Here is a 19912-nt window from a genome sequence, read left to right as displayed (position 1 = left end):
ACATGATGACCGACACGCGCAAGCCCACTGCACTGATTATTCTCGACGGCTGGGGCCACCGTGACCCGGCTGCAGACAACGCCATCTCCAACGCCCGCACACCATTCTGGGACAAGCTCTGGCAGAATCAGCCGAAGACCCTCATCAACACTTCAGGCATGTTTGTAGGCCTGCCGCAGGGCCAGATGGGTAACTCGGAAGTAGGCCACATGAACCTCGGCGCCGGCCGGGTGGTGTACCAGAGCCTGACCCGTATCGACAAAGACCTGGAAGACGGCCTGTTCCAGAAGAACGAAGCCCTGTGTAACGCCATCGACAAAGCCGTGGCGAATAACAAGGCCGTGCACATCATGGGTCTGCTGTCTCCGGGCGGCGTTCACAGCCACGAAGACCATATGCTGGCAGCAGCGGAACTGGCCGCAGCCCGTGGCGCCAAAGAAGTCTATATCCACGCCTTCCTGGACGGCCGCGACATGCCCCCGCGCAGCGCCCGCCCGTCCCTGGAAAAAGCCGCCGCCAGGATGAAGAGCCTGGGAGTAGGCCGGGTAGCCACCATCGCTGGCCGCTACTTCGCCATGGACCGGGACAACCGCTGGGACCGCGTAGAAGCTGCCTATAACGCCATGACCCTGAGCGAAGCCGAGTTCACCTGTGACGACCCGGTAACCGCACTGGACCAGGCCTACGAGCGGGGCGAGAACGACGAGTTTGTAAAAGCCACCCACATCCGCGCCGAAGGCCAGCCAGAGGGCACCATCAACGATGGCGATTCCGTGCTGTTCATGAACTTCCGTGCCGACCGCGCCCGGGAAATGACCCGCACCTTCGTGGAGCCGGAGTTCGACGGCTTCGATCGCCGCAAGCACCCGGAACTGGCCGATTTCGTGATGCTCACCGAATACGCCGCAGACATCAAAACCTCCTGCGCCTATCCGCCCGAGCAACTGGCCAACGGCCTTGGCGAATACATGGCCAGCCAAGGCAAGACCCAGCTGCGCATTGCCGAAACCGAGAAGTACGCCCACGTGACCTTCTTCTTCAATGGCGGCCTGGAAACCCCGTTTGAAGGCGAAGACCGTATTCTGGTGCCCTCCCCCAAAGTAGCCACCTACGACCTGCAGCCGGAAATGAGCGCGCCGGAAGTAACCGACAAGCTGGTAGAAGCCATCAAGAGCGGCAAATACGACCTGATCGTGTGCAACTACGCCAACGGCGACATGGTTGGCCATACCGGCAAGATGGACGCCGCCGTCAAGGCCGCCGAGTGTCTGGACCATTGCGTACAGCGGGTTGTGGAAGCGCTGGACGAAGTGGGCGGCGAAGCCCTGATCACCGCCGACCACGGCAACTGCGAGCAGATGACGGACCCGAAATCCGGCCAGGTTCACACCTCCCACACCATTGGCCCGGTGCCGCTGGTTTATACCGGCCATCGCAACGTCAACCTCAAAGACGACGGCAGCCTGTGCGATATCGCACCCACCCTGCTGACACTGATGGGGCTGCAGCAACCTCAGGAAATGTCCGGGCACAGCCTGGCCGAGATCAACTGATCCGGCTTAAGGCAGATACCTTGAAGTATGTCCTCGCACTGGCGCTGGCTCTCGTTCTGGGAGCCACGCCACTGCATGCCCGGGATGACGTAACCCCCGAACAGGTGGAGGCGCTGAAAAAGCGCATTGCCAGCATTGACGACTGGCTGAAAGATGCCGAGAAAGACCGCTCCAGCCTGGAGCAGCAACTGGCCCGTACCGAGCAAAGAATCAGCCAGCTGACCCGGGAGCGCCGGGAACTGCGCGAGAAAGCCGACCATCAACAACAGCGCCTGGATGAACTGCGAACGCAGGAACGCCAGTTGGCCGACACCCTGGAATCACAACGGGAAGGCCTGAAAACGCAGATTCGCGCCGCCTGGATGGAAGGCGACGCCCCGGCCCTGAAAATCCTGCTGAACGAAATAGAACCGGGCCAGATTGCCCGAACCCTCACCTACTACGAATACCTCAGCAACGACACCGTCGAGCGTCTTCAAGCCTTCCAGAAGAGCCTTCAGGAGTTGAAACAGGCCCGGGCCGCGGTGCAGGCATCGCGGGTGGAACTGGCAAAGACCGAAGCAGACCTGGAACAACGCCAGCAGCAACTGACGCAAAGCAAAGCCGAGCGGGAACAAACCCTGGTCGCCCTGAAACAGGACATCCGCAGCCGTCGCAGTGAGCGGGACGACCTGGAAACTGACCGCAAACACCTTGAGCAGCTGCTGGAAGAAGTACAGCAGGCCATCGCCAACATCCCCTCTCCCAACGAATCCCGCCCGTTCAAGTCACTGCGGGACAAACTGCCCTGGCCCGCCAAGGGCCGCGTGGTCACCAACTACGGCGCCGCCTATGCTGACGGCAAATTGCGCCGCAGCGGCCTGATCATGAACACGGCAGAAAACGCGGAAGTCACCGCCGTACACTATGGCCGCGTGGTCTTCGCTAACTGGTTGCGGGGTTTCGGGCTGATGACCATTATCGATCACGGCGATGGCTACATGACCCTGTACGGCCACAGCAGCAGCCTGTTCACCGCACCCGGCGACTGGGTTCGGGCCGGTGAAACCATTGCCCTTTCCGGCCGCACCGGAGGCACCGAAGACCCGGCGGTCTACTTCGAAGTTCGCCAGAACGGAAAGCCGGTCAACCCCCGCCGCTGGCTGGGCAAGCCCTGAGTTTTGTCCCCCGACGCAAAGGGCTGACAAACGGCGCCGCGAACGCCATACTGTCGAAATCAGGAAATTAGTCCAACTATTGGAAACAAAACAGGATATGTGGATGAAACGAGTCACCGGCAAACTCCAGATCTCACAACTTCGCAGCCTTACCCTTGCGACCTGTTTGTTTACCCTGCCCGGACTCGCCCTGGCCCAGGATGCCCAAAGCCGGGACATCATCGAAGGTATCCAGGATGGCGAGCGGGTAGAACTGAAACTGCCGGACCCGGAAGAACAACTGCCGCTGGAAGACCTGCGCAAGTTCACTGAAGTGTTCGCCCGCATCAAAGACGCCTACGTAGAAGAAGTTTCCGACAGCGAGCTGCTGGAAAGCGCCATCAAGGGCATGCTGTCAGACCTGGATCCGCACTCCACCTACCTGGCCCCGAAAGACTACGAAGAGTTGGAAGAAAGCACCTCCGGCGAGTTTGGTGGCCTAGGCATTGAAGTGGGCATGGAAAACGGCTTTGTGAAAGTCATTTCCCCCATCGACGACACCCCGGCCCAGAAAGCGGGCGTGCAGGCCGGCGACCTGATTATCAAGCTGGATGAAAAACCGGTGAAGGGCATGTCGCTGGAAGAAGCCGTCAACCTGATGCGCGGCAAGCCCGGCTCGGTACTCACACTGACCATCATGCGCGAAGGCGAAACCGCGCCGATCGAGATTGATGTAACCCGCGATATCATCAAGGTAACCAGCATCAAATCCCGGATGATTGAAAACGGTTACGGCTATGTGCGCATTACCCAGTTCCAGGCGGAAACCGGCAAACAGTTCCTCAAAGCCCTGAACGATCTGGAAGATGAGCATGGCAGCGACCTGGACGGCCTGGTGATCGACCTTCGCAACAACCCCGGCGGCGTACTGCAGGCTGCCGTGGAAACCGCCGATGCGCTGATTGATGAAGGCCTGATTGTCTACACCGAGGGGCGTATCCAGAGCTCAAGGCTGCGCTTCAGCGCCAAGCCGGGCGATGTGATGGCCGACACCCCGATTGTGGTGCTGATCAACGGTGGCTCCGCCTCGGCTTCCGAAATCCTGGCCGGCGCCCTGCAGGATCACGAACGTGCGGTGATCATGGGCACCCAGTCCTTTGGCAAGGGCAGCGTGCAAACAGTCATCCCGCTGGATGAAACCCATGCCATCAAGATGACCACAGCTCGCTATTTCACCCCCGACGGCCGCTCCATTCAGGCTACCGGAATCAAGCCCGATATCGAGGTGCGCCCGGCCGAGCTGACCGAGCTGGACAGCCGCCCGTTCTTCACAGAGGCAGACCTGACCGGCCACCTGACCGGCGAGAACGAAGAGAAAGCCAAGGAACAACGTGAACAGCAGGCAGAAACCGAACAGTCTGCCGCCAACCGGGACTACCAGCTGCGTTCAGCACTGAACCTGCTCAAAGGCATGCGCATTCTTAACCGCAAGGACGACAGCGGCCAGCAGGGCACAGATCAGTGAAATTCAGAACGACCCTGCTCCGGGTAATGCTGCTGGCGCTGAGCCCTTTTGTGGCCGCCCAGCCGGCAGAGCACCAGCCGCCCACCATCGCCATCATCATTGATGACATGGGCCACAACCTTCATGAAGGTGAACGCCTGGCCCGGATGGAACAACCGCTGACGCTGGCGTTCCTGCCTTTCCGGCGCCACACCGTGCCGCTGGCCAAGCTGGCCCACAAGAAACAGAAAGAAATCATGCTGCACGCGCCCATGGCCAACACCCGCAACTTCGGCCTCGGCCCCGGCGGCCTGACCCCGGACATGGACGAAGGCACCATGGCCACCACCCTCCGGCGCTCCCTGCAGTCCATCCCCCACGTAGTGGGCGTGAATAACCACATGGGCAGCCTGCTGACCCAGCAGCTTCAACCCATGGATTGGGTGATGAAAGAACTCAACAAGTACCCGGTGTACTTCGTAGACAGCCGCACCATCGCCAACTCCATCGCTGGCAGCGTAGCCGATGCCTACAAAATCCCGAGCCTGACCCGGGATGTGTTCCTGGACCACGAACAGACCGAGGAGTTTGTGGATCAGCAATTCAAGGAACTGATAAAAACCGCTAAGGAAAAGGGCACCGCTATCGGCATCGGCCATCCCCACAAGGTGACCGTGGACTACCTGGAAAAGCACTTACCGGAACTGGATGAACAAGGCATCGCCATCGCCACCATCAGCGGCGTCTGGGCCGTGCGTAACGGTAACCGGGAGATGTTTGCGGAAGGGGAGAAGCAGCCTGTGGTACTTTCTGTAGCCCGGAGTGATAAGGACTAGGTTTTTGCCACGGAATCCACGGAAGGACACGGAAAAAAGCAAAAGATAAGGACTCTTTGGCCACGAAATCCACGAAAGAACACGAAATTAAAGACAAAGAAATTCTAGTTATTCAGTCGTTAATCTTTGTTCGTGTTTTTTCGTGGATTTCGTGGCAAAAAAATCTTTTCAGTCCCGAACTTCGATGCCCTGCGCCTTCATAAACGCCTTGGCTTCGGGAATGGTATGCTGGCCGAAGTGGAAGATGGAAGCCGCCAGTACCGCATCGGCGCCACCCTTGGTTACGCCATCCGCCAGGTGCTGCAGCTCGCCCACCCCGCCTGAAGCAATTACCGGAACCGCCACCGCATCGCTGATGGCACGGGTAAGTCCAAGATCAAAGCCGATCTTGGTGCCGTCGCGGTCCATGCTGGTTAGCAGCAGTTCGCCGGCGCCCATATCCACCATCTTCTTCGCCCATTCCACGGCATCCAGCCCGGTAGGCTTGCGGCCGCCGTGGGTGAAGATTTCCCAGCGGGGCTCTTCGCCTTCTACGCTTACCTGCTTGGCATCGATGGCTACCACAATGCACTGGCGACCGAATCGTTCCGCTGCTTCTTTCACGAATTCCGGGTTGAAGACCGCCGCGGTGTTGATCGACACCTTATCGGCGCCGGCATTCAGCAGCTTGCGGATGTCATCTACGGTGCGCACACCACCGCCCACGGTCAGCGGGATAAACACTTCCGCGGCCATACGCTCGACGGTTTCGTAGGTGGTGTCGCGGCTTTCACTGCTGGCAGTGATGTCCAGGAAGGTGATTTCGTCTGCGCCCTGCTCGTTGTAGCGGCGGGCCACTTCAACAGGATCGCCGGCATCGCGGATGTCCACGAAGTTGACGCCTTTGACCACTCGGCCTTTGTCGACGTCCAGGCAGGGGATGATGCGTTTTGCCAGTGCCATGATCTGTCCTCAGTTTTGCAGGCTGTCGCAGTAGGCTTGCGCTTCGGCTACATCCAGGGTGCCTTCGTAGATGGCACGGCCGGTGATGGCACCGATGACGCCTTTGTCGGCGACGGTGGCCAGGCGCTTGAGGTCGTCCATGTTGGTGACGCCGCCGGAGGCAATTACGGGGATACCGCCCTCTTCCGCCAGCTTGGCGGTGGCTTCTACGTTTACGCCCTGCATCATGCCGTCTCGGGCGATGTCGGTGTAGACGATGGAGGATACGCCGTCGTTGGCGAAGCGTTTGGCCAGGTCTACGGCCATGACTTCAGAGACTTCAGCCCAGCCGTCGGTGGCTACGCGGCCGTCTTTGGCGTCCAGGCCGACGATGATGTGGCCGGGGAATTCTTTGCACATTTGCGTGACGAATTCAGGCTCTTTGACCGCCTTGGTGCCGATGATGACCCACTGCACGCCGGCCTTGAGGTAGGCTTCGATGGTTTCCGCGGAGCGGATGCCGCCGCCGATCTGGATGGGCAGGTTCGGGTATTTGACTGCAATCGCCTTTACGATTTCACCGTTTACCGGTTCGCCGGCGAAGGCGCCGTTCAGGTCGACCAGGTGCAGGCGGCGGGCGCCGGCATCGACCCATTTGGTGGCCATGTCGACGGGGTCGTCACCGAATACGGTGGAGTCTTCCATGCGGCCCTGGCGCAGTCTTACGCATTTGCCGTCTTTCAGATCGATAGCGGGGATGATGAGCATTTTGTTCTTCCTATTCAGAAAGTCGGGCAAGGAGTTTGGCGCTCGCACTCTGGAGCAGGGAGGCCTTTCAGGGACACGCTGTGAATACATCCCTGTACGCTTGACTGCAGCATCCCTGCTGCAGACAGTCCCTGAAAGGCCTCCCTACCCCAGAGCGCTATTAAGTGCTTGCCCGCTTACTTTCCAGTCCAGTTCGTAAAGTTTTCCAGCAACTGCAGGCCCGCCCGGGCGCTTTTTTCCGGGTGGAACTGCACTGCAAAGATGTTGTCGCGAGCCACCGCTGCCGCCAGGTCGACACCGTAACGGGTGCGGCCGGCCATGTCGGCGTTGCCGTCGGCTTCGGCGTAGTAGCTGTGCACGAAGTAGAAACGGTCGCCGTCCGGGATGTTGTGCCAGAGCGGGTGGTCTGCGGTTTGGTACACCTGGTTCCAACCCATGTGGGGCACTTTCAGGCGTTCGCCGTTTTCGGTGAGGTTGTCGCCGAAGTAGCGGACTTCGGACGGGAACAGGCCGATGCCTTCCACGCCGCCGTTTTCTTCGCTGCGGGCCATCAGGGCCTGCATGCCAACGCAGATGCCGAGAAACGGGCGGTCCTGGGAGACTTCTTTAACAAGTTCAACCACACCCAGGCGGTGCATTTCGGCCATGCAGTCGCGGATGGCGCCGACGCCGGGCAGGATTACCCGGTCGGCTTCGCGGATTTTGGTGGCATCGTCTGTGACCAGTACGGTGCAGTCCGGGGCCACGTGCTCTACGGCTTTGCGGGCGGAGTGCAGGTTACCCATGCCGTAGTCGATGATGGCGACGGTCTTCATGGTGTGTCTGTTCCTTTCGGTGACCGGTTACAGGGCGCCCTTGGTGGACGGGGTGATGCCCGCCATGCGCTCGTCCATTTCAATCGCCATGCGCAGTGCGCGGCCGAAGGCCTTGAACACGGTTTCGATCTGGTGGTGGGTGTTCTTGCCCTTCAGGTTGTCGATGTGCAGGGTCACCATGGAGTGGTTCACGAAGCCCTGGAAGAACTCTGCGAACAGGTCCACATCAAACCCGCCGACGCTGGCGCGGGTGTAGGGTACGTCCATGAGCAAACCTGGGCGGCCGGAGAGGTCGATCACCACGCGGGACAAGGCTTCGTCCAGGGGCACATAGGCGTGGCCGTAGCGGCGGATACCTTTTTTGTCGCCCACGGCCTGTTTGAAGGCCTGGCCGAGGGTGATGCCGATGTCTTCCACGGTGTGGTGGTCGTCGATGTGGAGGTCGCCCTTGCAGGTGATGTCCAGGTCTACCAGGCCGTGGCGGGCAATCTGGTCCATCATGTGGTCAAGGAAGGGCACACCGGTGTCAAAGCAGGCTTTGCCGGTGCCATCGAGATTGATCTCGACGGTAATCTGGGTTTCAAGGGTATTTCGCTCTACCCGAGCCTTGCGTTCAGCCATGGAGACTCCGTCTAGAAAACAGGCTTGCTACTGTAAAAATCAGATTCGCAGATTATACCCGTTAACACAGCCGGAGTCCCGCAACCGGATCAATCGCCCTGATAGCTCAGAACGCTTTCTTCAGGTTAGCCATGTAGGTGTCTACCAGGCTGTTGAACTCGTGCTTGATCACCGGGCTGATCGCCAGCTTGAGCAGGCTGGGCAGGGGGACGGTCAGCTGGGCACTGGTCTGGAAGCGCACCTTGGTGGCGTTGTCGCCATTGGCGGTGATGGTCCAGGAGCCGCTGACTTCGGCATTGCCCTCGCCTTTTACCGGATCCCAGGTGATTTTGCCGGCCTCTTTATTCGGGTGATAGGTACAGGCGTATACGGTCTGGATGGCGTGCTTATCAACACCCACCTTTTCCATTTCCCAGCGGTAGGCGTTGCCACCAAGATCAACCAGCTTGTCGACTTTCGGGAAGTGGCTGACAGAACGGGGAACGTCTGCCAGAAGATCGAAAACGTCATCATAGCCTGCCGGAATCTCGAGTTCCCGGTTCAGCTCAATCGATACAGTAATGGCCACAGCCGACTCCTTTTTATGCTTATTTGCGTATGCTTGTTTGCGCACACCGGGACAACCCCGGTTTTTAACGGAGTGTATTTTGACCCAAGACTAACGCATTGTCATATTCCTGCACTGTTAATTTGCTAACCCTGCGTTATCCTTTGGGTAATTCATTCGTAATACGGCAGCAATCCACCCTGCCGGAAAGAAAAGGAACTCGCCATGAAAGCTGTTCGCTATGTGCTCTATGCTGTTATCGCCCTGGTTGTACTGGCGGTTGCAGCGGTCGCCATTGCCGTCGCCGTGATCAACCCGAACGATTACAAGCCCCAGATTGAAGCCGCAGTGGAGAAGAACACCAACCTTCAGTTACAGCTTGAAGGTGACATCGGCTGGTCTTTCATTCCGCTGGGGCTGGAGCTGAACCAGGTTGAGGCAACACTGGAAGGCGAACGCTTCGTGGCACTGGAACAGCTGATTGCCAAGATCGATTTCTGGTCGTTGATTGCCATGTCGCCGCAGGTGAACACCTTCCTGCTGAACGGCCTGGACGCGCGGCTGGAAGTTAACGAGCAAGGCGAAGGTAACTGGGCGCGGATTATGCCGGAGAAGAGCGCAGATGGCTCGGAAGCGCCTGCAACTGACGGTGCCAGCGCCGAACCGGCGCCGACAGAAACCGCTGACACCGCACAAGAAACCCGCGGCGAAGCCCTGAACTTCAACGTAGAGAACGTGGAAATCAGCAACGCCAGCGTTCACTACAACGACAAGAGCACCGGCCAGGCCGTTACCCTGGAAGACTTCACGGTAACCGCCAGCAACATTACCCTGGGCTCCGAGTTCCCACTGGATATCCGCTTCAAGGTGGAAACCAGCCAGCCGAAGTTCGCGGTAGACGGCAGCATCAGCGCACAACTGAAAGCCAACCAGGCCCTCAACGAATTTGCCATGTCCGGCCTGAAAGCCGTTTTTGACATGAACGGTGAACCGTTCGGGGGCAAATCGGTCACTGCCGAGCTTGGTGGCTCACTGGCTGCCAACCTGGAGAACGAAACCGCCACCCTGAGCGGCTTCACCGCCAGCCTGGCTAACCTGAGCCTGAGCACGGACCTGAACGTGAAAGGCTTCGGCGATAAGCCTGCCCTTGATGGCAAACTGGCCATTTCCGAGTTTTCCCTGAAACAACTACTGAGCAACCTCGGCCAGCCCGCGATTGAAACCGAAGACCCGGACGTACTGAAGGCCATCGCGCTGTCCACCAACCTGGGCGGCGAGCCGGGCACCGTTGCCCTGAGCAACCTGAAAATCACCCTGGACGACACCACCTTCAACGGCGGCGGCAGCTACAACCTCGGCACCGGTGGGCTGGTGTTTGACCTGAACGGCGACAAACTCAATGCCGACCGCTACCTGCCACCCACGCCGGAAGAAGGTGAAGCCGCTGCCAGTGAGACAGCCGCTGAATCTGATAGCCCTGCACAGCAAACCGCCGCAGCCAGCCAACCGGAAACTGACCTGCTACCACTGGAAACCCTGCGCACCCTGCTGCTGGATATCGACTTTGGCCTGGGCGAACTGATTGTCAGCAACCTGACCATCAACGAAATCAAAGCCAGCACCACCGCCAAAGACGGCCTGCTGAAAGTGGATGAGTTCAGCGGCAAGCTTTACGAGGGCAGCTTCGGCGCCAACGTGACCATCGACGCCCGCAGCGACAATCCCAAGTGGAACATTCGCTCCGACGTCAGCAACGTGCAGACACTACCACTACTGACCCAGCTGGCCGAGGTCGACATGCTCTCTGGCGGTGCCAACCTGAAACTGGCAGTAAACACCAACGGCAACCGCATCTCTGCCCTGCGCAACAATGCCAAGGGCGACATAAGCTTCAACCTGGCCGAAGGGCAGTTCCGCAAAATGAACCTGACCCGCATGGCCTGTCAGGGCATTGCCCTGGTGAACCAGGACTCCCTGACCACCACAGACTGGGGCACCACCACTCCGTTTAACGACATGCGTGGCACCCTGAAGATTGACGGCAACACCCTGAACAACACCGACCTGGTTGCGGCCCTGGCCGGCATGCGCCTTGAAGGCAACGGCACAGTTGACCTTGAGCAGACCAACCTGGACTACGAACTGGGCCTGCGCATCGTCGGCGAAATCCACCGCGACGAAGCCTGCCGGGTGACCGAGTACGTTGAGAACGTGGTTATCCCCGTGGAGTGCCGCGGCAACTTCAGCGAAGACCCGGCCGGCCTGTGTTCCTTCGACGGTTCCCGCTTCCGCGACACCATCAAAGACATCGCAGCCAACGCAGCCCGCGCCAAGGCCCAGGAAGAAATCGACCGGGCCAAGGCCAAGGCGGAAGAGAAAGTAGACGAAGCCAGGCAGAAGGCCGAAGACAAGGTAAACGAAAAGCTTCAGGAGAAACTCGGTGAAGAAGGCGGGAAAGTGAAAGACGCCCTCAAAGGCCTGTTTGGCCAATGACCGACAGCTTCGCCGACCGGCTACTGAACTGGTACGACAACCACGGCAGGCACAACCTGCCGTGGCACCATAACCGCAACGCTTACCGGGTCTGGGTGTCGGAGATCATGCTCCAGCAGACCCAGGTAGCTACTGTTATCCCCTACTTCGAAGCCTTCATGGCCAGTTTTCCGGATGTGCAGGCACTGGCTGCGGCACCGGTAGACGACGTACTCAGCCACTGGTCTGGCCTGGGTTACTACGCCCGCGCCCGTAACCTGCACAAGGCAGCCAGGCAGGTGGTGGACGAGCATAGAGGCGAGTTCCCGCAAGACCAGGAAACACTGGAAACCCTGACCGGCATCGGCCGCTCCACCGCTGCGGCCATTATTGCCCAGGCTTTTGGCAAGCGGGCCGCCATCCTGGACGGCAACGTAAAACGCGTTCTGGCCCGCTACCACGCTGTACCTGGCTGGCCGGGGCAAACCCCGGTACTGAACCAACTCTGGCAGCATGCCGAGCAACACACTCCAAATGAGCGCGTGCGCGACTACACCCAGGGCATCATGGACCTGGGCGCCATGGTGTGCACCCGCAGCAAACCCGCCTGTGAAAGTTGCCCGGTGAACAACGGCTGCCAGGCCTATGCCCGAAACGAAACCAAACTCTACCCGGGCTCCAAGCCGAAGAAAGAGAAACCGGAAAAGACCACCTGGATGCTGATCCTGGAAGATAACGAAGGCCGCATCCTGCTGGAGCGACGCCCGCCCAGCGGCATCTGGGGCGGCCTGTGGAGCCTGCCGGAACTGGACCCCGCCTATGGCGCAGAGGAACTGCAGGAAGCCTGTGAAACGAAGCTGGGGCTTGCCTGCAGGGACCCGGAGCTGATCGGCGGCTTCCGGCACACTTTCAGCCACTATCACCTGCACATCCAGCCAGCACGACTGCCGGTAACCGGCAGTACCAAAGTAGCCGATGCCGACAGCCAGCGCTGGGTGCACCGAGACCAGGCCTTAACCCTCGGCCTGCCCGCCCCCATCCGATCCCTGCTCACCGAGCCGGAACAAACCGCCCTGCTCTGAGCACCCGGCGATCTGTTATCATTCGCCCAGTCCACCAACACAGGAGCCGACATGAGCCGCACTGTATTCTGCCGCAAGTACCAGAAAGAGATGGAAGGCCTGGCCATGCCCCCCATGCCCGGTCCCAAAGGCCAGGAAATCTTCGACAACGTGTCAAAAGTCGCCTGGGAAGAATGGCAGAACCAGCAAACCATGCTGATCAACGAAAAGCACCTGAGCATGATGGACCCGAACAACCGGAAATACCTGCAGGCCCAGATGGAACGCTTCTTCAACAACGAGCCATTCGACCAGGCCGAAGGCTTCGTTCCGCCGGAAAAATGAACGAACTGATCAAGGCATGAACAACCCAGAAAAGTTTCAGAAAATTTTTGCGGAGTGGCCTTGACTCCCCAACCCTAAACCGGTTTAATAGCGCCCCGTTGCAGCACATAGCTCAACACGCCCGGATAGCTCAGTTGGTAGAGCAGGGGATTGAAAATCCCCGTGTCGGTGGTTCGATTCCGCCTCCGGGCACCATAAGATTCAATGACTTAGCCCGCTTCTTAGCGGGCTTTGTCGTTTCTGGGCCCTCCCATGGAGCACTCATGGGACACCTCGTTACAAAACCAAGCAACAACCCGCAGCACTTTCTACCCGAAACGCTCACACAGCTGTCAGGAAGACATCCGTCTGAGCCAGGCCGGCGACACCCGCTGCCAGTCGGCAGAAGCTATCGCCGAAGGGGCGTTGCGCGAATGATCTACCGTGGCAAGGAAAGGCATTACGAGCAATCGCTTTGCTTTTTATAATCAGACGTTATTTTCCCATTTCGGGAAAATAACGTAGTATTCCCGAAAAAGGAACTTTCTTATCCCATGAAGGTCTTAGCCAGGAACAAGCTGACAGACTTTATGCGCAAACACGCTTCCTCACGCAAGGCCCTTGAAGCCTGGTTTGCCGAAGCGGAAAGAGGTGATTGGCAAACGCCAAAAGACATCAAGGAACGATTCTCAAGCGCCGATTTTCTCGCGGACAACCGGGTCATTTTCAACATCAAAGGCAACCATTTTCGGCTGGTGGTTAAAGTGCGCTATCAAAACGGGATCGTCGTGGTGGAGTGGGTTGGAACACACGCTGAGTACAGCAAGAAAACATTCTGAGGGAACGGCATAATGGACCATCTGAAAATCATCAAAACTCCAGATGAGCACGAGGCGGCTCTGGAGCGCCTTATGGCACTGATGGAGGCTGATCCACAAGAGGGCTCCCGGGAAGCCGACGAGCTGGAAGTTCTGGCGATGCTGATCGAACAGTATGAACAGCGCCAGTTCCCCATTGACCTTCCCGACCCCGTATCAGCTATCCGCTTCCGTATGGAGCAACAAGGGCTTAAGAACAAGGATCTCGTGCCCTTTTTCGGTTCGGCTTCCAAAGTGAGCGAAGTGCTGAATGGCGTTCGGCCTCTAAGCCTGAATATGATTCGCAGGCTGAACCATGGGCTGGGCATACCAACGGACATCTTGGTTCAGAGGCCCTCTCACGAAGCCGCAAGCGCGAGAGGATCTTGACAAGGGAACAACAAGCCGACGCTCTGGCACAGCGAGCCCTATAGGCCAACCTATTGGCAGCCAACTTCCAGCGGTTTGATATTGAAGGTCAAAGAGCGGCCAGAATGGTTTCCGCACTGCTAGCATCAATACCCGTGGTATCGATATTGAGCAGCTCGACCTTGCCGTCGTTGACGATCATCGCGTAGCGCTTGCTGCGCACGCCCAATCCACGCTCAGTCAGATCCAGCTCCAGTCCGATCGCCTTAGCGAACTCAGCGTTGCCATCACCCGCCATAATAATCTCCTCGGCGTTCTGCGACTTACCCCAGGCATCCATGACGAAGGCATCATTGACCGCAGTACAAACGATGGCATCGACGCCTTTAGCCTTTATCTTGTCTGCATTGACTACGAAGCCAGGCAGGTGGGTTGCTGAACAACCCGGCGTGAAAGCGCCTGGCACCGCGAAAAGCACAACCTTTTTGCCGACAAACAGTTCTTCAGTGGACACCGATTCCGGTCCATTCTCTCCCATTACCTTGAACGTAACCGACGGCAATGTATCGCCAACTTGAATAGCCATTAAAACCTCTCCTGAACGAGCGTTAATTGAAGTCTACGTCCCTCACCCCAACTGCGCCACCGGCAACCACCCCGCCAGCCCCATAAAGTGGAACAGCACCGTCACCATTCCGAACACCAGCACCAGCACAATCGCCGCCTTCCCGCCCGGAGCCATAAAGCCCGTTTTGCCACCTTGCAGTGTTCTTGATTTCCAGGCCAGCAGGGCCGGGATGATACAGGCCCAGACAGCAGCGGCTGCGCCGGCATAGCCGATGGCCAGGACAAAGCCGAAGGGTGCCATCAGAGAGAGCAGCAGCGGCGGGATGAAGGTGATTGCCCAGGTTTTGGTGCGGCCCTTTCGGTCGTTTTCGAAACCGAAGAGGTCGGCCATGAAATCGAACGTGCCCAGCCCCACGCCCACAAAGGACGACAGAATCGCCGCCGCAGAGAAGGCGCTGATGGTATTGGCCACCCGCTCGGAGTCTATGGCAAACCCCAGGGCAGCCAGCAGCACGTCGACATCGCCACCCCGGGCGACAACGGGCCCGAAGTCGGCCCTTGGCAGGTTGCCGAAGATGCTCACCAACCAGGCGATGTAAAACAGCAAGGCAATGGAGGTGCCACCGAGAATAGCCTTCTGCGCCTTCCGCTCTTCTCCATAATAGGCCCGCAGGGAAGCAACCGAATGGTGGTAACCGAAAGAGGTGAGAGCCACCGGCAACATGGCCAGCGCGTAGGGTGCGTACTGGCCATGCTGGTTGACGGTATCGAACAGCACACTGAACTCAATCCGTGATGCGAGGCCGGATACGCCCAACACAAAGCTCAGCAGCATGAAGGTAACCAGCACCACCGAAAGCCGGTCCACCGCCCGGGTGGAGTGCCACACCACCAGCGAAAACACCGCCACAAAGGCCACAGATGCAAGCTTGCTGCTGACTCCAGTCACGCCCTGGATGATCAGCCCGGACGATGTAATGTAGGCATAGAGCAGAATGCCGCCGACAAAATAGACCATCAGGTTACTGAAGATATTCACCCGTGGCCCCAGCATGGACTTGGTGACCGTATTGAACGACGCCCTCAGGTCATAATGCTTCAGGGCCTCCAGCAGCATCCAGCCGGACAGCGTCATCACCACCATGGTGAGAATCAGGGCAAAGCTGGACCACAGCGTCCATGCACCGGCGCCGGAACTTGGCAGGCCAAGCATACCCGCGCCCACGCAGACGCTGGCGATGATGCTGGCGCCGCCGATGAGTGAAGGAGATTGTCTGGAAACCGGCTGGTCTGTCACTTTGCGCCCGCCACCCGCTTGGCCAGAAACACATCCAGATCCCGAACCTCTTCCAGGCAAAGGCTGTGCTCCATCCCATAGGCGTGATACTCCGGCTCGTACCCCAACTCCTGCAGTTTCTGCTGAGCCGCCTGGCCAAGATGTTCCGCGACAACCTGATCAAACCGGCCGTGGGCAATAAAGACGGGAAGCTGGCGATTGGCCTCGCTCAGCTCGATGGAATCGGCGGTTGCAAAATAGGTGGAGAGGGCGAACAGGCCACCCAACCGCTCAGGGTAGCTCAGTGCCAACTCATAGGCCACGGCACCGCCCTGGGAGAAGCCGCCAAGGACGATGTTCTCGCTGGCGATGCCACGCTCCCGCTCCTGCCGGATCAGCTCCGCCACCATTGCCGCTGAGGCCCGCAGTTGTTCGGCATCCACCTTTCGGTCTACGTCCATGGCGAGGATGTCGTACCAGGCCGGCATCACGTAACCACCGTTGATGGTTACCGGCAACTCGGGGGCATGGGGGAAAATAAAGCGGACTGGCTTCTCGCGGGAGAACCGGAACTCCGGAACCACCGGCTCGAAATCGTGGCCGCTGGCGCCCAGGCCGTGCAGCCATATGATGGTGGTTTCGGGGTTATCGCCGGTGTCGATTTGCAGGGTGTTCAGGGCGGTCATCGGGCCTCCGGAGGTCTTAAAAAGTTGAGAGACTTTACCATCCATGGCGCCCGAGATCTTCAGTTAATCAGCCGCCCAAGGCTTTTGAGCAGCTCTTCACTTTCGCTTTCGAGTTCCGCCAGCAAGCGCTCTGCCTGAACGGAATCACCCTGCCCGTGGCTGACGACCAACTCCCTTGCCCTGTTGTGAAGATTTCTATGCCGTCGGGTTAGCTGCGCAAAGTCCGAAGACCAGATACCCTTATGGCCCGTTTCCCGTTCCAGCCACTGTCCCAGCCGGCAAAGTCGATGATCCAGTTCAGGCGGAGCGCCCTCACCGGTTGCCAGCCAGCTGGCCATGCTGGCTACCCAGTTGCGGTGCTCAATCTCGGCAGACAGCAACATCACCTTGTGGCTATCGACCGGAACGATCCCTTTCCACGCAATCTCACCCGGCCAGGTAGCCACCCATTCCGGCAGATCGCCAGCAGGCATTGGCCGGGCAATGCCGTAGCCTTGAGCCTGTTCGCAGCCCAGCTTTAACAGCAGTTCTCCGTGCGGCACTGTCTCAACGCCTTCCGCAATCACCTGTAGGCCAAATGCGTGAGCCATACTGACCACGCCCGCGATGATGGGCAGGTCGTCGGTATTTCTGAGCATGCCGCGCACGAATCCCTGATCTATCTTGAGCACGCTCGCCGGCAGGTGTTTCAGATACACCAAAGAGGAAAATCCGGTGCCGAAATCATCCAGGGCAAAGCTCACACCCAGTTGACGGCACGTCTGCATGGTTCTGGATACTTTGCCCATGTCCTGCAAGGCACTGCTTTCCAGCACTTCCAGCTGCAGGGCGGAAGGCGCAACTTCGGGGAAATCCTCAAGTGCCGAGCGCAGCTTGTCGGCGAACGTATCCTCCAACAATTGCTGGCCACTGACATTCACACTCACCTGCAAATGAAGCCCTTCCGACTGCCACTGGTCCATCTGGCGCAGCGCTTCTCGGATAACCCAGTCGCCCACCTCAATTTCCAGCGGGTGATCCTGCAGCACTGGTAAAAACCGGAGTGGCGGAACCAGCTCGCCCGAAGGTTTGAGCCAACGCAGCAGCGCTTCTGCACCCACGATCGTGCCGGTGACCATATTCACCTTTGGCTGGTAATACAGAACCAACTCTCCGGCATGCAGCGCCTGCCGAATTTCGTGCAGCTGCTCCCTGAGTTCCTGCGCACTTTGCTCCCAGCTCAGGTCATAACTGTGGAAACGATTCTTGCCATCCAGCTTGGCCTGAAACAGAGCCTGCTGGGCCTGGCGGAACAGTTGGTCCGGAAGCACATCCGAAGATGGCGCAAACTCCGCAATACCAATACTGGCAGACAACCGGATGCAAGCATCATCAATAACCACCGTCTCATTGACCACCTGAAGCAACTGACGAACCCTTGAAATATAGTCGTCTTTGCTCCCGGGCCCATCCATAAGAACAACAAACTCATCCCCGCCAATCCGTGATACCGCGCCAGGCTCCGGAAAAAAGGCGCTGAGTCGCTGGCCCATTACCTGAAGCAGGCGATCCCCCACCTCCGGACCGTACGCCTCGTTTTCTTCCCGGAAGTTGTCCAGGTCGATCATGGCCAGCGCAAGGCCCTTTCCGCGTTCCTTGCTGAGCGCCATGGCCTCTTCGAGGGCAGAGTCTGCTGCCCGGCGATTGGGTAAGCCTGTCAGGGGATCTTCAAACGCCAGGCGCCTCAATTCTTCCTGATGGCGAGCCCGTTCAGTGATGTCCTGAACGGTACCCTCCAGGCGCCCAGCACAACCGTCGGGGTCGGGTTCAATCTGAGCCAGAAGCTGGACATGCTTGATCCTAGCATCCGGTAGCAGCAGTCTGTGCTCAACCTGTAGGTCACCAAGACTAACTTTGGCCTCAGAATACGCATCAATCAGCGCCTTCTGGTCGTCTGGATGAACCAGCCTCAGGTAAGCCTCATAATCCGGAGTAAACTGCTCGGGAGTCTGCTCAAAAATACGGTACACCTCCGTTGACCAGGTAGCACGGCCTGACTTGATATCAAAACTCCAACGACCAATATGCGCCTGTTGTTCGGCACGTTCGAGCCGGGCCAGGGCCTCGGTACGATTGATGTGCAGCTGACGATGCTCCAGCGAAATACTCAGCAGATCACTGAACAGGCCGAGAAACTCAAGGACCTCTTCGCCCCATTTACCCGGCGACATCACGGCATCATTACCCAGAAATCCGACCAGCTCGCTGCCCCGGTACAATGGGTAGACGCACACCGAATGGATGCCCTGAGCTTCCAGAATGTCCTTTTCTGTCTGAGCCGCGGGAGGCATCTCTCTGACAGACGGAACCAGAACATGGCCCACACTCTGCAACTGCTCCCACCACCAGGGCGTGGAGTCCACGGGAATATTCTGAAGATTGGCAATTTCCGGACTGATCCCTGGCGCGCACCATTCGTGCGTGTTGCTCATGTATTCGCCGTTTTCCTGAATCAGAAACACGTAGATTCTGTCAGCATGCATGTATTCACCGGCATGCTTGAGGGAGCGTTCAATGGCAGCATCAAAGTCCCCCAGTGAAGACGCCATGAAATCGGCGGCAAACTCACTGATGATCGAGCGGGTGTCGCGCTCACGCTGCAACCGGAGTTCTGCCAGCTTTCTCTCGGTAATATCGGTCTGCGTGCCCACCATTTTCAGGGGCCGGCCCGCTGCATCCGTTTCAGTGATTTTCCCCCGGGCTATAACCCAGTGAACACTCCCACCCTCATCGACCAGGCGGTGCTGATGGCTGAAATTTTCGGTCTCGTTATTAATATGGGCGGCCAGGTCGGTTCGAAGTGCCGGCCAGTCTTCAGCCAGAATAGTCAGGCGGTTGCCGATCAGCACTTCGATGGAAGGCAGCCAGCTGTCGGGCTCAGACAGGTCCAGTTCAGACAAGTCCCATTCCCAGAAAATGTCATTATTGGCGCCCAGAACCGCTTCCCAGCGGTTTTGCTGCTTTCTCAACTCACGTTCGGCTTTTTCACGGGCAATCGATTCCCGCTCCAGCGACAAGGTGCGGCTGGAAAGCTGCTTGTACATGGAAAGCACGCTCTGAATCAGGCTGGACGCCTGCCCGGTCAGGGCTTTCTGGGCTGCCTGCTTGCCCGCTTCGGAATCCTTGCCTTCCCGGGCGGCAAGCACCACTACTGACAAGCGTTTGTCTTCATACAAAATATGATGCGCCAGCCAGCCGGTCAGGAAGGAAAGCATTTCGTGGAGCACGCTCTCAAGGTTGTGCTCATCCAGCCCCTGCTGAAAGTGCCGGACTTTCTCTACAAAGCCGGAATGGCCCCGACAATGGGCCTTAAACCAGGGGTCATCAACCAGAGCTTCCGCCCAGATCGCCTCCTCCGTCTCAAAGTGATAGGCGGCATAGTCAATCAGGCCCTCCACCACACGATGAGCGCGGGCGAGGTCCACACCATGGACATATTGGGAGGCAAGATCGTTCAGTAACGCAACCAACTGATGGTGTTGCTCGTCGATCACCTCAATACCGATATCGAAACTGGAGTTCCAGGGAACAATGCTAAAACGTTCAGCCAACACTAAAAC

19 protein-coding genes and 1 tRNA gene are annotated in these 19912 nt (G+C 58.5%); 11 read left to right on the top strand and 9 right to left on the bottom strand.

Annotated elements, in window-relative coordinates; translation table 11 throughout:
• Positions 1-5: 5 nt before the first annotated feature.
• The 4 genes from gpmM (at position 6) to LWH94_RS03675 (ending at position 5029) form a co-directional block, all read left to right on the top strand.
• A complete protein-coding gene (gene gpmM, locus LWH94_RS03690; protein ID WP_232901393.1) occupies positions 6-1553 on the top strand; it encodes a 2,3-bisphosphoglycerate-independent phosphoglycerate mutase in 1548 nt (515 codons plus the stop codon).
• Between the two features lie 56 nt (positions 1554-1609).
• Positions 1610-2710 carry a murein hydrolase activator EnvC family protein gene (locus tag LWH94_RS03685; protein WP_232901392.1) on the top strand — a complete coding sequence of 367 codons (1101 nt, stop codon included), beginning with the start codon at positions 1610-1612 and terminating at the stop codon, positions 2708-2710.
• A gap of 103 nt (positions 2711-2813) precedes the next feature.
• Complete coding sequence (locus tag LWH94_RS03680; RefSeq protein ID WP_232901283.1) at positions 2814-4214, top strand: S41 family peptidase; 1401 nt, start codon at positions 2814-2816, stop codon at positions 4212-4214.
• Positions 4211-5029, top strand: a complete 819-nt coding sequence (locus LWH94_RS03675; protein ID WP_232901282.1) for a divergent polysaccharide deacetylase family protein — start codon at positions 4211-4213, stop codon at positions 5027-5029. The genes LWH94_RS03680 and LWH94_RS03675 overlap by 4 nt, the downstream gene beginning before the upstream one ends.
• Positions 5030-5197: 168 nt before the next feature.
• Here LWH94_RS03675 and hisF read toward each other — a convergent pair whose 3' ends face one another.
• The 5 genes from hisF to LWH94_RS03650 form a co-directional block, all read right to left on the bottom strand.
• Positions 5198-5971, bottom strand: coding sequence for an imidazole glycerol phosphate synthase subunit HisF (gene hisF / locus LWH94_RS03670; RefSeq protein WP_232901281.1), 774 nt, complete (start codon positions 5969-5971; stop codon positions 5198-5200).
• A 9-nt stretch (positions 5972-5980) separates the two neighbouring features.
• Positions 5981-6718, bottom strand: coding sequence for a 1-(5-phosphoribosyl)-5-[(5-phosphoribosylamino)methylideneamino]imidazole-4-carboxamide isomerase (gene hisA / locus LWH94_RS03665; RefSeq protein ID WP_232901280.1), 738 nt, complete (start codon positions 6716-6718; stop codon positions 5981-5983).
• A gap of 176 nt (positions 6719-6894) precedes the next feature.
• The gene (hisH, locus tag LWH94_RS03660; protein ID WP_232901279.1) at positions 6895-7533 is read right to left on the bottom strand and encodes an imidazole glycerol phosphate synthase subunit HisH; all 639 of its coding nucleotides are present in this window, start codon (positions 7531-7533) and stop codon (positions 6895-6897) included.
• 27 nt (positions 7534-7560) lie between these two features.
• Positions 7561-8154: an imidazoleglycerol-phosphate dehydratase HisB gene (gene hisB, locus LWH94_RS03655; protein WP_058341748.1), complete on the bottom strand. Its 594-nt coding sequence runs from the start codon at positions 8152-8154 to the stop codon at positions 7561-7563.
• Between the two features lie 106 nt (positions 8155-8260).
• Positions 8261-8722 (bottom strand): SRPBCC family protein, encoded by a 462-nt coding sequence (locus tag LWH94_RS03650; RefSeq protein ID WP_094623665.1) that lies wholly within the window; start codon positions 8720-8722, stop codon positions 8261-8263.
• 204 nt (positions 8723-8926) lie between these two features.
• Between LWH94_RS03650 and LWH94_RS03645 the strand changes: the two genes are divergently transcribed.
• From LWH94_RS03645 to LWH94_RS03615, 7 genes are all read left to right on the top strand, one after another.
• Complete coding sequence (locus LWH94_RS03645; protein WP_232901278.1) at positions 8927-11194, top strand: AsmA family protein; 2268 nt, start codon at positions 8927-8929, stop codon at positions 11192-11194.
• Complete coding sequence (gene mutY, locus LWH94_RS03640; protein WP_232901277.1) at positions 11191-12255, top strand: A/G-specific adenine glycosylase; 1065 nt, start codon at positions 11191-11193, stop codon at positions 12253-12255. The genes LWH94_RS03645 and mutY overlap by 4 nt, the downstream gene beginning before the upstream one ends.
• Positions 12256-12306: 51 nt before the next feature.
• A complete protein-coding gene (locus LWH94_RS03635; RefSeq protein WP_022989269.1) occupies positions 12307-12579 on the top strand; it encodes an oxidative damage protection protein in 273 nt (90 codons plus the stop codon).
• 119 nt (positions 12580-12698) lie between these two features.
• Positions 12699-12774: transfer RNA gene (locus LWH94_RS03630), tRNA-Phe, on the top strand.
• A gap of 57 nt (positions 12775-12831) precedes the next feature.
• On the top strand, positions 12832-12996 hold the full coding sequence (locus LWH94_RS03625; protein WP_154707600.1) for a hypothetical protein: 165 nt from the start codon (positions 12832-12834) through the stop codon (positions 12994-12996).
• A 116-nt stretch (positions 12997-13112) separates the two neighbouring features.
• Entirely contained in the window at positions 13113-13397 is a 285-nt protein-coding gene (locus tag LWH94_RS03620; RefSeq protein WP_022988141.1) for a type II toxin-antitoxin system HigB family toxin, read from the top strand.
• Positions 13398-13409: 12 nt separating this feature from the next.
• Positions 13410-13805 carry a helix-turn-helix domain-containing protein gene (locus LWH94_RS03615; RefSeq protein ID WP_022988140.1) on the top strand — a complete coding sequence of 132 codons (396 nt, stop codon included), beginning with the start codon at positions 13410-13412 and terminating at the stop codon, positions 13803-13805.
• Between the two features lie 88 nt (positions 13806-13893).
• Here LWH94_RS03615 and LWH94_RS03610 read toward each other — a convergent pair whose 3' ends face one another.
• Genes LWH94_RS03610 through LWH94_RS03595 form a run of 4 tightly spaced genes read right to left on the bottom strand, consistent with a single transcriptional unit; the run spans position 13894 to position 19903 of the window.
• The gene (locus LWH94_RS03610) at positions 13894-14370 is read right to left on the bottom strand and encodes a peroxiredoxin (RefSeq protein WP_232901276.1); all 477 of its coding nucleotides are present in this window, start codon (positions 14368-14370) and stop codon (positions 13894-13896) included.
• Between the two features lie 42 nt (positions 14371-14412).
• Positions 14413-15648, bottom strand: coding sequence for an aromatic amino acid transporter (locus LWH94_RS03605; RefSeq protein WP_232901275.1), 1236 nt, complete (start codon positions 15646-15648; stop codon positions 14413-14415).
• Positions 15645-16313, bottom strand: coding sequence for an alpha/beta hydrolase (locus tag LWH94_RS03600; RefSeq protein WP_094623659.1), 669 nt, complete (start codon positions 16311-16313; stop codon positions 15645-15647). The genes LWH94_RS03605 and LWH94_RS03600 overlap by 4 nt, the downstream gene beginning before the upstream one ends.
• Positions 16314-16372: 59 nt before the next feature.
• On the bottom strand, positions 16373-19903 hold the full coding sequence (locus LWH94_RS03595) for a bacteriohemerythrin (RefSeq protein WP_232901274.1): 3531 nt from the start codon (positions 19901-19903) through the stop codon (positions 16373-16375).
• Positions 19904-19912 lie beyond the last annotated feature (9 nt).

This window comes from Marinobacter sp. G11 (assembly GCF_021282325.1).
In the GTDB taxonomy this organism is placed as follows: Bacteria; Pseudomonadota; Gammaproteobacteria; order Pseudomonadales; family Oleiphilaceae; genus Marinobacter; species Marinobacter vinifirmus.
Note: the sequence above shows the minus strand (reverse complement) of the source record. Positions and strands in the feature narration are given on the sequence as shown.